Here is a 14,100-nt window from a genome sequence, read left to right on the forward strand (position 1 = left end):
CTCTTATTTTCTTAGGTAATTTAGAAATATCATTTTATTGGTGCGAAAAAAGCATCTTCAAAATGTTCCTCAACAACATAACTGCCGTCTTTATTTTTCACTAACGAAATAATATCAAAACGGACAGGCATTGCCAGATTGAAATATCTGACGTATGAATCGGCAGCACTCACAATACGGCGAATTTTCCGGTTATCAACAGAATCTTCCGGTGAAACCAGATAATCAGAAGAACGGGTTTTTACTTCAACGACTATAATCATTCCATCCTTCTCAGCCACTATATCCAATTCGAAATGGTGATAGCGCCAGTTCATATGCAGAATATTATAACCATTTTTCTCCAGATATAAACGGGCTTCATATTCACCTTCTTTTCCTGTTTCGTATGCTTTAGCCATATTTATAAATATATTTTCCGACTAATATCATCTTGATTCACGCAAAGATAAGAATCATTTCATCTTTTAGTGATATTATTATAAATTTTACTACAATTATGTTTCTCTTCTACATTAATATATTCGTACATTTGCACTTATGAAAACAGAGCGCAAATATTCTACGGCACAGCCAAATCATCCAAGGGTATATAAGGTCACATTTATGCTTAACGAAGAAGAGCAGAAAATGGTGGACCGCTATTTGCACAAATATAAGATTGCAAACAAATCAAGATGGTACAGAGAAACTATTCTGTCTCACATTCTGAAAACTCTTGAGAAGGACTATCCAACATTGTTCAACGAAAATGAAATGCGAAGATGATTAATCCTTTTGATGACAATTATTTCATGAAACAAGCCTTGATTGAGGCTAAGGCAGCAGCCGAAGAAGGAGAAGTGCCTGTGGGAGCTGTTATTGTATGTAACAACCAGATAATAGCAAGAGCTCACAATCAGACAGAGCGTTTGAATGACGTCACTGCTCATGCCGAAATGCTTGCTATTACTGCCGCAGCAAATGTTCTCGGAGCAAAATATCTGACGGGATGCACTCTGTATGTAACTGTTGAGCCATGCATAATGTGCGCTGGCGCAATTGGCTGGTCTCAAATCAGCAATATTGTTTATGGCGCATCCGACGAAAAACGCGGATATAGCTTATATGCGCCAAAAGCATTCCATCCGAAAGCGACAGTAAAAAGCGGCGTTATGGAAGAAGAGTGCGCTGCCGAGATGAAAGCTTTTTTCAAGAAAAAAAGATAACGACCGGCTATATTTCACCAACCGGTCGTTATCTTTTTATTTGTATTCATAGAATCTTACCCAATCAACCTGCATTTCTATAGGATAATCTTTAGGGTCTGCCTTTCCTACCCAACTTCCTTCAATCTGCATGTCTATCAATAAATATGAAGGTATGCCAAACGGAAATTGCCCTTTCTTATCAGTTTCTATTTTAGGATAAGTAATTGTTTCTATACCATTAATCGACAATATCAGTTTATCCGGTAAAATTTCCACTGCATATGTATTATATCCGTCAGGGTCAATCGGTGCTATTCCTCCCTGCTTAGGATTAGTCTTTTCATTTAGGACATGAGTATAATATGAATGGACTGTCTGATAAGCAATAGTGTCGTGATTAAGGCGTTCCATTAAGTCTATCTCTCCACCATCAGGCCATTTCTCATCGTTAGCAAGCATCCATATTGCCGGCCAAGCACCTTTCGCTCCCTGAAGTTTTGCCCGGACTTCAACTTTTCCATATCGGATTGTCATCTTATCCTTAGTATATAGACCTCCAGTAATATAAGGAGCTGTATCATTAGGAGCAATGCCATCGTTAACCTTTCCTCTTAGAATCAGATTACCGTCTTTTACTTCATAAAGACTTTCTTCATCTGACATATGACGGCACCAGTCTGATCCTCCGCGAGGAATCTTACTCCAATATTTTTCCTGAAACTTATTTCCGTCAAAGTTATCTTCCCAAACTAGCTTGTATTGTTCCTGTCTCTTGTCGAAAGATTTCTGATCTTTAAGTCTGAATGTAACCAAAACGCCTTTATGATCCGTCGGCCATGTTCCAAGAGGTTCTATAAATGGATCTTTGGATATTTCCTTCACACGTTGGCTCTTCATTATACTTCCTTTAGGACCAAATATAACAGCATCTTTCAGTTCCAGACGGCGATGAGGATAATAGAAAATATAATCTATACGATCCCGTTCATCCGACTTAGGCGCCCAAGTCAGTTTATTTACAGGAACTTTCTCATTATCTGAAGGGAATGTAAAACCAGGATAATCAAGAACATTAGGATAAAATGCACGATAGGCATCAATAAAACCACTATTATCCAATATCAAAGGTACTGTCCATGGAATTATCATTCCGTTATGGTCATATAAATCCTTTGTCTCACGTGTCCAATCCAAATGAGATGGTTCATTGAAATCTCCTCCTAAGATAACAATATTTCCTTCATCAATATCTTTCCTGGAAAAGCGGACAAACTCACGAATAGCATCGTCACGGAAAGAGGCATCATTAACAGTCAACACTTCATGTATGGTTTCCGGTTTTGGAATCTCTTTCCAAGTAGAACCGTCATAACCTCTTACATTATAATATGCATCACTCAAATAGTCCAAATGTGCGGTATAAACGGCAATATTCTGTCCTCCAACAGAAACCAACATACGATATATGCTGCCATGGTCATCTTTCAGAGGATAAACAGTTGTAGAATCTTTTATCGGGTATTTGCTTAGTAATCCTGAATCATAACTCAAAAATGAATAATAGGTCTTTCCCTTTTGACGAAGAGATTGCACAATTCTGTCACAGAAACGTGTACCATCATAATTTCGGACCTCGCTAAAAGTCACGAAATCCGGATTCAAACGAGAAATCTCCTCAACAATCGCATCATATCCTCCGGGAACGACTGTTCCTTCCTGCCAGATATTCCATTGCAAAACTTTTAGTTCAGTCTGAGCATTAGAATAACCAAGGCTAACAATAAAATAAAAGAATAAAAATAAAAGTGTATTTTTCATTAAGACTATTTTATTTCCTCATAATCAACATATTCACCTTCGTCCTTACCAAACACTTTTTTGTGACGCTTGTAAAGATTAGTTTCGTCATATTCTTCAGTTTCAGCATAATCAGAAGATGAACGTCTGCCTTGACCTGAAGGACGTCCGTTTGCAGAACGATTAGAAGAAGTATTTCTTTGCTGTTTGTGATATGTCTGCTTTGAATTTCCACTACCGAAAAGCACTCTCTTAATAGTACGGATAACGGAAAATCCCATCAACAAGACAAGAAGAATAAAAAAGAAAAATATGAAAAACAAAAACTTAAACATAATTCAAAACCCTTTATTAAAATACATTTGTTTCAGGCTGAAGATGTATTTATTTCTTCCCGCCTATAACTGATAACAATATATAAAGCAAAATAGCTCCGGATATACCGATAAATCCAAAAGATATTATCAATAAAGCTGATGCTATTATCAAAATATAGCGCAACTCATTACCCTTCCACGAAAGAGATTTAATCTTAAGGGAGAACATAGGAACTTCCGAAACCAATAGATATGAAGTTGCACAAAAAGCAGCAATCATGACAACTGCAACCCAAGTCTGTCCGCTCAACAACCATTCCTGTAACGAATATGCTGCTGAAGACCATAGCAATGCATGTGCCGGAACAGGCAACCCGATAAATGAAGTTGTCTGTCGTTCATCAATATTAAACTTAGCTAATCTCAATCCAGAAAATGCAGGAACCACAAAGGCAATATAAGGAATATATTCAGACAAACATCCTGCAGAAGAAGACGATGCCCAAATTCGCAATGAAGTAAACAAAATCATACCAGGAGCTACACCAAAACTTACCACATCTGCCAGCGAATCCAACTCCTTACCCATAGGAGAATATGCCTTCAATGCACGAGCTGCAAGACCGTCAAAGAAATCAAAGACTGCTGCCGCAACAATCCACAATAAGGCAAACAATAAATTTCCTTCAAAAGCCATTACACTGGCTATACATCCTGATACTAAATTCAGACAGGTTATAGTGTTAGGTATATATTTTCTGATATTCATGATATATCAAACATTCTTAAGCATTACATTTTCCCAAACGAGCTATCGGGGTTTGGTTTCCGGTCACTTTCTGGTCCATTTCAACAAGGACTTCTGTTCCTACCGGCAGATAAACATCAACTCTGGAACCAAACTTAATAAATCCCATCTGTTCATCAACATGGCACTTTTCTCCAGGTTTGGCATATGTAACAATTCTACGAGCCATCGCTCCGGCAATCTGGCGTGCCATAACTTCAACTCCGTTGCGTGTTGTTATTACAACAGCCGAACGTTCATTTTCCGTACTACTTTTAGGAAGATAAGCAGCCATGAATCTACCGTTATTATGTGATACATGTTTCACTGTTCCATTCACCGGAAACCAGTTGGCATGGACATTGAATACAGACATAAAAATGGAAATCTGCAAACACGGCCTGTGAAGTATTTCATTTTCCATAACTTCCTCTATTGCCACTATAGTTCCGTCGGCTGGTGCAATAACCAAACCTTCTGAATCATACGGGAATCTGCGGAAAGGACTACGGAAGAAATTAAGCACCAAAAGAAAAAACACAGAAGTAAAAAAGGACACAAAATAGAACAATCCACCCTTACCTACTGTATGATACAGCGTTACGTTAACAATAAAAATTATTGTAAACAAAGATAACAGTAAACCGGTTCCTTCCTTATGTACTTTCATGTGTTCTTTTTTATTTCGTTAATTATATGACTTGCAAAAATATTCATTTTTACTGAATAACACAAACTGTTATGTTTCTTTCACTATTTCAATTTTATCAAGCTCTACATACCAAATATAAGCCTCAACATTCTGATAGCCCATTTTATGAATAAGTTTTATATAATTCCGCACCTGTGTATGATATTTTTTCTCTTCTTTTTCCCCAAATTTATAATCAACTATAACAACTTTATCAGGATAAATCATAACTCTGTCCGGACGTTTCGACAAACCTTTTCCGGCAAGTATCTCAACTTCGTTCAAGACCTTTGCCTCACCATCATACCACGATGCGACTTCTGCCTTTTCCAGCAATTTATGAAGACGAGCTATCAACTCTCCGCTCTCTTCTCCAGATATTACACCCGAAAGTCTGTAATATTCAACAGCTCTTTCTATATCAGCAGAAGTTCTGACAGCACTCAGAATCTCATGCATCAGTGTTCCGTGTTTGCGTCGCTCATCATTAAAGAAGAAACCTTTGCCGTGAAGTCTCAAATGCAAACGGTTGTCGGAAGAAACAGAACAAACCGGACGAATAGGGAGTTCTTTCATTTCTGAAGAACCTGTTTTCTGAGATGTCTTCCACCAGTCTCCCATTTCAAACAAAGCCTTTTCTTTATCAAAGAAAGCAGTTATATCTTCCAGTTTTTCTCCTTCAGCAGTATCCTGAATATGACAATCAAGCACATTCCATAACAATCCAGATATAGAACTTGGAGCTTCACCCGGTTTCTTTGGCATCGGAGCCATCACAATCAGTTCTTCCTTTGAGCGAGTGAAAGCAACATAAAGAGTATTCAAATTGTCGATATAAGCATGTAGTTTCTCCTTGAAATAATCTGAAGCAAATATAGTTCCGGCAAGAACCTGGCCATAACGCACAGGCACAAGATGCAAATTATTAAAAGGTGCTTCCTTAGGATGACACCACAGCACAACCGGCTTCGTTGGCTTATGGTCAATCTCCCAGTCACAGAACGGAACAATAACAGCCTTGAATCCCAACCCCTTTGATTTATGGACTGTCATAATACGGATTGCATTTTGGGCATCTGGCGTTGCTATGGTTTTTCTATATCCTCTTTCATCCCACCATTTTATGAAGCGGCTCAAGTCTGCACTTTCCTTTCCCGAATATTCGGCAACCATATCCAGGAAAGCCTGGACAAACACCTGCTCGTTTACCGGGAAATATGGCATGAACAGTCTGTACACCGATTCCACCATTTCATATAACGGAAGTGAAGATATTCTTTGTAATTCCTCAAGTTCAATATCAGTGAAATCTGTCCGCTCCCAATGACTAGACACAATACGATATGAGAATAAAGCAATTCTCCTGCAAGCATCATCTCCGGGATTATTGATATGACGCAACATTTGCATCATAAATCTTATGACGAACGAGCGGCTCACAAAAAGAGCATCATCAGAGATAATATCATATTTATATGGACTCTCCGGATGAGAATCCTTATAAGCCATAAGAGCTTCGGCAACAGCAGCACCTTCCATATTTGTACGCACCAATATTGCTATGTCACGCAATTCGAAGCCATTATCCTGCAGTTTTTCCAAATGTTCGGGCAAGCGTTCAAGTACTTTTTCTTTCCATTCGCCATTATCGTCAGACTGGACAAACTCCACCCTCACATGTCCATCCTTGTTACGGAACGGAGCCGGAACCCTCTGATAACTTTTCTTATAAGCACTCATCAGACGAGTATTATACAACGCTTTTTCCTCGTCCGACAAAGAAGATGTTTCTATATTATTATTGTATAAATCCTGTAACAAAAACGGAGCAGCAGTGAAAAAGCTGTTATTGAACGAAACTATATTCCTGCAGCTTCGCCAATTATCTTTCAGTGTTTCTTCACGAACAACATCATCGGCAAAATCTTTTGCCACCTGCTCATCGAGCAATTTCCAGTCTGAGTTACGGAAACGGTAAATACTCTGCTTGACATCACCTACAATAAGATTATCCCTATTATTTGATACACTTTCCTCAACCAGAGGTTTAAAGTTGCGCCATTGCATTCCGCTGGTATCCTGAAACTCGTCAATCATATAATTATCAATCCGAGTTCCCGTTTTCTCATATATAAAAGGAGCATTGCTTCCGTCGATAACTTTGCTCAAAAGTTCAGTTGTATCGGCGATAAGCATTACATTCTTTTCCTCTCTGTATTCCGCGATATTCCTTGAAATATCAGCCAATATACCAAGAGTATAATAATATCTTACAATTTCATTGGCAGTATAATAATGAGTCAGATTATAAAAACGAGCCACCATACGCTTCACACAATCATTCAATCCGGCTGAAAAAGCAGACATGATTGCTGATTTTTTATCTTCCGGTGTTGTTTTGGTTGTATATGCAGAAGCATTATCCTCCAATCCTGCAAATGTAGCAGTAGGCGGCTTCATTTCTCCTTTTGCCCATTTATCAAACAGACACATTGGAGAGCGGCTTCCACCCTTGAAATCCGTTGGCAACAACGAATATCGGTTCATTATTTCTTTGGCTTCAGAAGCAATATCACGAACCTCTTTCTCGACAGATTTAATAATCTTGAACAAAGAAGTCTTATAGTCTTCCAAAGCTTTTTTATCCTTTATGTCAGACAACAGTTCATCACTGAAAGCCTTATAACTCTCCTTGAATACTTCAGAGCCGAGTGACATAATATCACGACGCAAATTCCATTCTCCTCCACCTTCAATCTTATCTTCAGCAAAGCGCAGCATCCAACCGAGAAGCTCTTTGTTCTCCGGATTCTCCAAACCGGCAAGTAGGCGGTCAACTGCCTCTGACAGCACAAGGTCCTGGTCCATCTCAATTCCATAACCACCCTGCAAACCTATTTCACGGGTAAAAGCACGCATTGTCTGTTGGAAGAACTTATCAATGGTACTTATATTGAATGCAGAATAATCATGCAATATAGTAATCAGGATTTTCTTTGCCTGACTTCGCACCTGTTCCTCATCCATTTTGTATGCTTCCGACAGCATATCCACATAATCCGACTTATGACCTGAAGCCAGATTATACAATTCTTCCACAATACGGCCCTTCATCTCATCCGTAGCCTTATTGGTAAAGGTTACAGCCAAGATACGCTTATAAGCTCCTGGCTGAGAAAACAGCAGAAGCAAATATTCACCTGTCAGTTTATGTGTTTTGCCGGCACCGGCAGAAGCTCTATAGATTGTCAGCATTTTTATCTTACCTCCTCAACTCCTTATCCCCCAGCAATCTTACTCTTTCCATATCCTTCCTTCAGCAACATCTCCAACACTTTCTGTCGGAAATCGCCCTGAATGATTATCTCACCATCTTTAGCAGAACCGCCAACTCCACATTTCACCTTCAGCATCTTTCCCAGAGCAGCAAGGTCATCTGAAGTTCCACGGAAACCGGTAACCAAAGTAACCATTTTTCCACCTCGATTACGTTTATCCAGAGAAATACGCAATTGCTGTTTGTCCTTAGGAAGAGTTTCTTCTTCCTGAACCTCATCTGTTTCATATTGAAAATCCGGATTGGTAGAATACATCACACCAAGACGGCTTTTCCAGTCGTTATTCTTCATTTCAATAATATTTTTTTCAAAACTAATGATTTTTCCAACGGTATCAAAATACAGTACTGAAGTTTCGAAAGCTCAACTAAAAAAACACATACGGTCCCGCACAATCGTAGGACCGAACCCAGCGCAACGCGGGACCGAACCCATGATCATACGGGACCGTATATATTTTTGACCTGTCTTTATGCTATATTAATCTTTCCTGATAAGTACTGTAGCATAAGCTGCAATTCCTTCCTGGCGACCGGTAAAACCAAGTTTCTCAGTTGTAGTTGCCTTTATTGATATATCTTCTGCATCAACAGACATTGTTTCTGCAAGAACACGCTTCATCTCCGGTATATGCGGATTTAATTTCGGACGTTCAGCAGCAACTGTCGCATCTATATTCTCCAGTTCATATCCGGCATCACGAATTAGTTTCATCGTCTTACGGAGCAATATCTTGCTGTCGATATTCTTATACTCACCTGCAGTATCAGGGAAATGATAACCTATATCACGCATATTTGCCGCGCCAAGCAAAGCATCGCATATTGCATGAATAAGTACATCAGCATCACTATGCCCCAACAAGCCCAATGTATGTTCTATCTTGATTCCGCCAAGCCAAAGCTCACGGTCTTCTACAAGTTTGTGAACGTCGTAACCGAAACCTACTCTTAATTTCATATTTTATTGATATTTTTGGGGAAGGAGTGAAGGAGTCAAGTAGTTAAGTAGTCAATAATATTTCTATATTCTTTAAAATATAAACTCTAATCCCTAAACTCTCAACCTTTCCTCTCTGTGTCTCTGCGCCTCAGTGTTTAACCCCTTGTCAACTCGTCCCCTCGTCAACTTGTCAAATTTTCTCTTATCTGAACAAATTCTTTATTCCATCCATATCAAATGACAATGAGAATCGCAATGTCTGGTCCAAAGGATTGCTTGGCACTGTACTGATAAGATATGCCGCATCAATTTCGAACACGCTCATACGGAAACCGGCACCGAAAGAAAAATACTTTCTGTTACCCATATTCTCATTTTCATAATGATAACCTGTACGCACAAAGAACTGCTCATTATAGCTATATTCTGCACCGATTGAAAGCATTATCTCCTGCAACTCACCTTTGAATCCGCCAGGAGAATCACTGAATGATTTGAAAATACCCGTAATCGGAGACATTGTGTTGTATTCATCTTTAAGCTTATAATATTCGTCCTGTTCCTCCTGTGTTGTTCCAGGATTCAGAGGCAAACTAGGAACAAGATATTTACTTATATCAAGATAAACACCAATACGGTTATAGTCATCAATAGGATAAAGCAAACCTGTACCAATATTCAACTTTGTTGGCAAGAAATAGTTCTTATTACCACCGTCATAAGATATTTTAGAACCTATATTGGAAATATTGAAACCAAAACTCCATAATGATTCAGCAGTTCCAAGCATAACATATTTCTCCAGATAACCTGCGATATCAGCAGAAAAGGCATTTCCGGCAGACATTTCAGCATCAACATCAGCACCCTGATCTGAACGGATATATCTCAAAGCAACCGCCATTGAATAGTATTCCGACAATTTACGGCTATAACTTACATCGAAAGCCATTTCATAAGGGTTTGTTCCCATCAGAAAGTTACCATTGTCGTCATTAGTAGTCACCTCACCCATAGAGAAATATCTCAAAGAAAAGCCCAATGCCTGCATATCACTATTACCTAATTTATAATAGCCGGAAAGATTTGCAAGAGCTACATCGTTTACCAACTTACGCAACCAAGGAGTATAAGAAAGTGACACACCTGCCTGGCTGTAGGCAAACGCATATTTAGCCGGGTTCCAATATTGGGAATTAACATCCGGAAGTGTTGACATACCATTATCTCCCATCGCACCACCACGTGCATCCGGAGCAATTGACAAAGCCGGTACTGCAGTGTTTATAGGAGCAAAATCATTCTTGCTCTGGGCATTTAATCCGGAAATTGTTGCCATACCGCATAGCAGAAGGCATAAAACTTTTGATTTTAAATTCATTATAGACATATACTTGGTTTTAAGGAGTTAAGAAGTATAGTAGTCAAGTAGTCAAGAAGAGGTAGAATCTATATTCTCCGTATTTCTGTAAGCTTAATGTTTAATCTCCTTGTTTACTTATCAACTCGTTAACTCGTCAACTTATAAAATACTAAACCTATTTTGTTTCATTTTATTGTATTAGGAGAGAGAATTATTTATTCCCTTTTCCTTGTTAATCACTGTGCCAATATAATCAATTTTTTAGCAGCAGTAACTTCAGCAGACTTTCCAGAAGTCATACAAACACGATACAGATAAACTCCTGCACGTAAACGTGTTCCTCCATTAGCACACAAATCCCATGTAATTACATAGTCATCAAACAAGTCGGAAGAACCTGTTTCCTCATGATTCCACATCAGTCTTCCTGCCATATCAAATACTTGAATGGTTATCGTCATCTGCGACTCCGGACGATTATGCTTCAGGAAGAAACGAATCTGGTCGCGAGCCGGAATCGGTCCTGCAGTCAGATTTATAAGCTCTGGCTTCAAATCCTCAACCACCTCAAAAGTGAATGTCTGAGTTGTAGAGTTATTATATACATCCCAAACCTTCAATTCAGCTGTATGAACTCCCGCTTCCAATTCAGGAATAGAGAAAACTATTAACCCCGAACCATCACCTTCCGGCAACACCTGATAATAATCATTCAAGACATAAGAATTGAAAGGGCTATTATCAATTGTTAGAACCATATCGTGTCCCAAGCCGCTTCCGGCAACATTAACACCATTCTTATCCCATACACAGGCAACAAACAGCGGTGTAGTGTTCACCTTTCCTCCGTCAACAAAAGTAGTATCGTTCAGATACAGATAACGGATATCCGACCCTTGATTGTCCTCGCCGGCATCGTCGGATGTTCCGCCAACTATAAATTCCTGGAACACACCCTGAGCATCACGGCTCTTAGCCTCGTCCGAAGCATAGAAAATCATTTTTCCTGCATCATTCGAATACGAGATATCTTTAGGTACAGTGAAGTTGAACGTAAACGAACCGTTACGTGCCGAATCAGCACCTATATATATTGTATTAGGATAATCAGTATATTGGAATGTAGTGCCGGTATTGTTATTATCCAAAGTTGTAAGAGTCACCTTACTGTCAAGCACCGAAAGATTTACGAGTCCATTGAAATCCTGAATCTTCTCGCCACCGAACGACTGAACCTCGCCTTTGAGAGTCACCTTCGACAAAGCCTTCAGCTGCACGGGTTCCGACAAATCTGAAACCAGCTGTCCATTAATCTCCGTAACCTTTATCTGTTCATTAGAATATGCCAATGTAAGGGCAGGGTCACCAATCAGAACGAAATTAAGCTTGTTGGCATCATTTCGGAGAGTTGAACTGAGCTTAGTTTCCTTCATCACCTCACCCAACGTATATCTTTTCCCGCTCAGAGGAGCAAATAAATGTTCGATAAGAGCTTTGTTAAGTCGGAAATTCGGTCCAGGCATCACAACTCTTGTAGTTGTATAAAGAGCAATACCTCCGCTTTTCTCATTCAAAAACACTTCCTCACCAGCCGAAGTAGTCATAGCATCAAAACGGGTAAAGTCGCAAGTTGCCGTAATCCACAGCGGTAAATGCTCATACGAAGCCTGAACGATATCACTCTTCGTTATAACCTTCTCGTCCGAAAGAGCTTCAGTTCCGCCATGTCCTGTATAATTCAACAGGAAAACCCCATTCTTCAACTGCTTCTGCAAAGCATTTTTCACATCAGGATACGAAGCGTTTCCGCCCGTACGGTCTTTCTTATAAGCATCAAAGAACAGTTTGCTGATATTGAACTCAGGTCTGTTAGTATTGACTATATCCGTCAGCTGATTCGACTGGTCCATGTGAAGAGTAGTATACTTATCCGCATTACTACCATCGTCAGCCATAAAACAAAGATTCGTTTTCCAGTCGCCCCAGCTTGCGTCAGACGTATAATTCAGCACTTTATCCACAGCAGCCTTGGCCTCGGCATTTGTTCGGATAGGGAAACGTCCGATACCCAGACAAAGTTCCGCTGTCGGAGCATAGAATGTTTCAGTATTATCTTTCAGAAACCCGAAATAATCATCAGTAGTATATGAGTCAATATCCAAAGAATTCTCAGACTGATATGTCAGCAGCATATTCTTCAGCAGCGACTGCTGGTTCTTCCACTCTTGCGTAAGCCCACGGTTATCATACGCACCGTCACCGAAAAGCAGCAGATATTTAGGAGCATCCGCATCCGATGTCTTTCTGTCATAAAACATTTTCATAAAACGGCGATATGCAGTAGCATCCGGAGTTCCGCTGGAGAATTCGTTATAAATCAATTCCGGATTGACCACAGTCACCTTCAACCCGTCTTTCTCCTTATGAAACTCTGCCAAGCGCTCTGCCTCAGTCTGGAAAGTCTTAGGAACTATGATAACCATATCTGTCTGTTCAAGCCCATGCAAATCCTGAGCCTCAATCTCACCCACAACAGTTGGCGTTGCAGTCAGTTTGTCCGCCTCAACAGCAACAAACTCACGCAATGTAGATTCTGCCTTGATTGAAAAACTATATTCCGAACCGGACAGCGAACCGGACATAATCTTCGGACTCTCCGCATCCGTAATGTCAAAAACCACAGTAGAAGCTGTAGCATCAGCAATTACAAAGCGGGAAACATTGTTACGGGCATCCAGACTGCGGAAAAACGTAGTATTTCCGTATTGCTTCAATGCACGTTTCGACTGTACACGTATATAATCCAGATAAGTATTCTGATTACCCGTCGCACCGAAATTTACCGTCAGCTTCACATCTTCCGATTTTTCTCCTTGCCAACGTCCTGCGCTAGTCACGCTTCGTGCAGCTGTATATGATTCGGTGCTACTACTTGAAGGTCCGGCAATACTTGTGCTGATAACGGTAGTACTATTGGCTTCAACACTCACCGATGTTCTTGAACTCGTCTTGGAAATAAAACGGAAAGACACAATAGCGTCATCCGCAGTTATTCCCGGAATATTCATGCTGAAAGTTTGCGTAGGATTCATCTGAAAAGACTCGCCGAACAAATCACGTCCGGAAGTATTCACCGAAACAAGCTCCTTTTCCCAAAGGCTGTAATCATCAAAAGTTGTGATTTTACGCACAGCACCGTCAACAGAATCCTCTGTTTTCATATCATTAACCGGAAGAGCATCCGTAATGAAATAATATCCCAATGTTGAATAAGGATTATTGGTATGAACAAAAGTCTCTGTATCGCCAACCTTGCCATAATCCCATTTCACTGTTCCTTTGCCATAGAAAAGTATATATCCGTTTCCCCGATAAACGGCAACCTGCGGCACATCGTCAGCCTCGTCACCGGTAAGTGTTTCTGATTGAGGCCAACCGCCATATCCGCAAACCGAAACCTTGGAAATATCCTGAAATCCCATCTGTTTAAGCTGTGCCTCAGTAAGCTTATACACGCCATTGGCATCAACACTGACTTTCACCCAGCGTCCGGACGACAGCGCCGAATGGGCAGCATAACGGCTGTCGGCAGCAAAAACAACCGACAAACAAAATAGAGATAAAATAATTGTACAGAGAAATCTTCTCATCAGCATTTCATTTGTTTACAAACTT

At 40.0% G+C, this 14,100-nt stretch carries 12 protein-coding genes and 1 pseudogene; 2 read left to right on the top strand and 11 right to left on the bottom strand.

Annotated features, from left to right (window positions below; genetic code table 11):
- Window positions 1-29: 29 nt before the first annotated feature.
- Window positions 30-401: a YraN family protein gene (locus ACYIAR_RS08445; protein WP_480333460.1), complete on the bottom strand. Its 372-nt coding sequence runs from the start codon at window positions 399-401 to the stop codon at window positions 30-32.
- 139 nt (window positions 402-540) lie between these two features.
- Between ACYIAR_RS08445 and ACYIAR_RS08450 the strand changes: the two genes are divergently transcribed.
- Both ACYIAR_RS08450 and ACYIAR_RS08455 read left to right on the top strand, forming a co-directional pair.
- Window positions 541-768 carry a hypothetical protein gene (locus tag ACYIAR_RS08450; protein ID WP_480333462.1) on the top strand — a complete coding sequence of 76 codons (228 nt, stop codon included), beginning with the start codon at window positions 541-543 and terminating at the stop codon, window positions 766-768.
- Window positions 765-1,208, top strand: a complete 444-nt coding sequence (locus tag ACYIAR_RS08455) for a nucleoside deaminase (RefSeq protein ID WP_480333464.1) — start codon at window positions 765-767, stop codon at window positions 1,206-1,208. The genes ACYIAR_RS08450 and ACYIAR_RS08455 overlap by 4 nt, the downstream gene beginning before the upstream one ends.
- Before the next feature lie 36 nt (window positions 1,209-1,244).
- On the opposite strand, the gene ACYIAR_RS08460 is transcribed toward ACYIAR_RS08455, so the two are convergent.
- The 10 genes and pseudogenes from ACYIAR_RS08460 to porU all read right to left on the bottom strand — a co-directional run bounded on the left by ACYIAR_RS08460 (window position 1,245) and on the right by porU (window position 14,075).
- Window positions 1,245-2,003 (bottom strand): glycoside hydrolase family 16 protein, encoded by a 759-nt coding sequence (locus ACYIAR_RS08460; RefSeq protein ID WP_480333591.1) that lies wholly within the window; start codon window positions 2,001-2,003, stop codon window positions 1,245-1,247.
- Window positions 1,989-3,008 (bottom strand): annotated as a pseudogene (locus ACYIAR_RS08465) (endonuclease/exonuclease/phosphatase family protein); the annotation flags it as partial. The gene ACYIAR_RS08460 and the pseudogene ACYIAR_RS08465, both read right to left, overlap by 15 nt.
- A 5-nt stretch (window positions 3,009-3,013) precedes the next feature.
- Window positions 3,014-3,322, bottom strand: a complete 309-nt coding sequence (locus ACYIAR_RS08470) for a DUF4834 family protein (protein WP_480333466.1) — start codon at window positions 3,320-3,322, stop codon at window positions 3,014-3,016.
- A gap of 49 nt (window positions 3,323-3,371) precedes the next feature.
- Window positions 3,372-4,073, bottom strand: coding sequence for a CDP-diacylglycerol--serine O-phosphatidyltransferase (pssA, locus tag ACYIAR_RS08475; protein ID WP_480333468.1), 702 nt, complete (start codon window positions 4,071-4,073; stop codon window positions 3,372-3,374).
- A 16-nt stretch (window positions 4,074-4,089) separates the two neighbouring features.
- On the bottom strand, window positions 4,090-4,761 hold the full coding sequence (locus ACYIAR_RS08480; protein ID WP_480333470.1) for a phosphatidylserine decarboxylase family protein: 672 nt from the start codon (window positions 4,759-4,761) through the stop codon (window positions 4,090-4,092).
- Between the two features lie 69 nt (window positions 4,762-4,830).
- A complete protein-coding gene (locus ACYIAR_RS08485; protein ID WP_480333472.1) occupies window positions 4,831-8,037 on the bottom strand; it encodes a UvrD-helicase domain-containing protein in 3,207 nt (1,068 codons plus the stop codon).
- A 23-nt stretch (window positions 8,038-8,060) separates the two neighbouring features.
- A complete protein-coding gene (locus tag ACYIAR_RS08490; protein WP_480333474.1) occupies window positions 8,061-8,411 on the bottom strand; it encodes a translation initiation factor in 351 nt (116 codons plus the stop codon).
- 189 nt (window positions 8,412-8,600) lie between these two features.
- Complete coding sequence (gene ispF / locus ACYIAR_RS08495) at window positions 8,601-9,080, bottom strand: 2-C-methyl-D-erythritol 2,4-cyclodiphosphate synthase (protein WP_480333476.1); 480 nt, start codon at window positions 9,078-9,080, stop codon at window positions 8,601-8,603.
- A gap of 184 nt (window positions 9,081-9,264) precedes the next feature.
- Complete coding sequence (gene porV, locus ACYIAR_RS08500; protein ID WP_480333593.1) at window positions 9,265-10,401, bottom strand: type IX secretion system outer membrane channel protein PorV; 1,137 nt, start codon at window positions 10,399-10,401, stop codon at window positions 9,265-9,267.
- A gap of 260 nt (window positions 10,402-10,661) precedes the next feature.
- Window positions 10,662-14,075 carry a type IX secretion system sortase PorU gene (gene porU, locus ACYIAR_RS08505; protein ID WP_480333478.1) on the bottom strand — a complete coding sequence of 1,138 codons (3,414 nt, stop codon included), beginning with the start codon at window positions 14,073-14,075 and terminating at the stop codon, window positions 10,662-10,664.
- Window positions 14,076-14,100: the final 25 nt, after the last annotated feature.

The organism is Parabacteroides sp. KHUB-01 (genome assembly GCF_056640935.1).